This is a genomic window from Paraburkholderia sp. RL17-373-BIF-A (assembly GCF_046030175.1).
In the GTDB taxonomy this organism is placed as follows: Bacteria; Pseudomonadota; Gammaproteobacteria; order Burkholderiales; family Burkholderiaceae; genus Paraburkholderia.
The window spans coordinates 1-201 of sequence record NZ_JARESO010000594.1; the positions used below are offsets into that span (position 1 = coordinate 1).

The 201-nt window shown below is 65.7% G+C and carries 1 protein-coding gene; it reads left to right on the top strand.

Going from position 1 to position 201, the window contains the following annotated elements; genetic code table 11:
* Positions 1-201, top strand: a 201-nt coding sequence (locus tag P0D80_RS51875) for a hypothetical protein (protein WP_408296879.1), incomplete at both ends; no start/stop codon positions are given.

A 201-nucleotide genomic window follows, 5' to 3' on the forward strand; every position in this document is an offset into this window, starting at 1 on the left:
GGCTTCATGGAGGATTACTGGAGCGCACGTGGCCTGACTATTGCGGTGCCCAGCTTCGGTCAGCTGAGCGACCGGTTTGCCACGCTGAAAGTGGAGATCCGGCAGCGCTGTGAGCGGCTGGCGGCCCGCCTGAAGCGGGGTGAGGCGGTGACGGCAATCGTCGACAGCACCGGCATGAACTTTGGCCGGGCCAGCGACTGG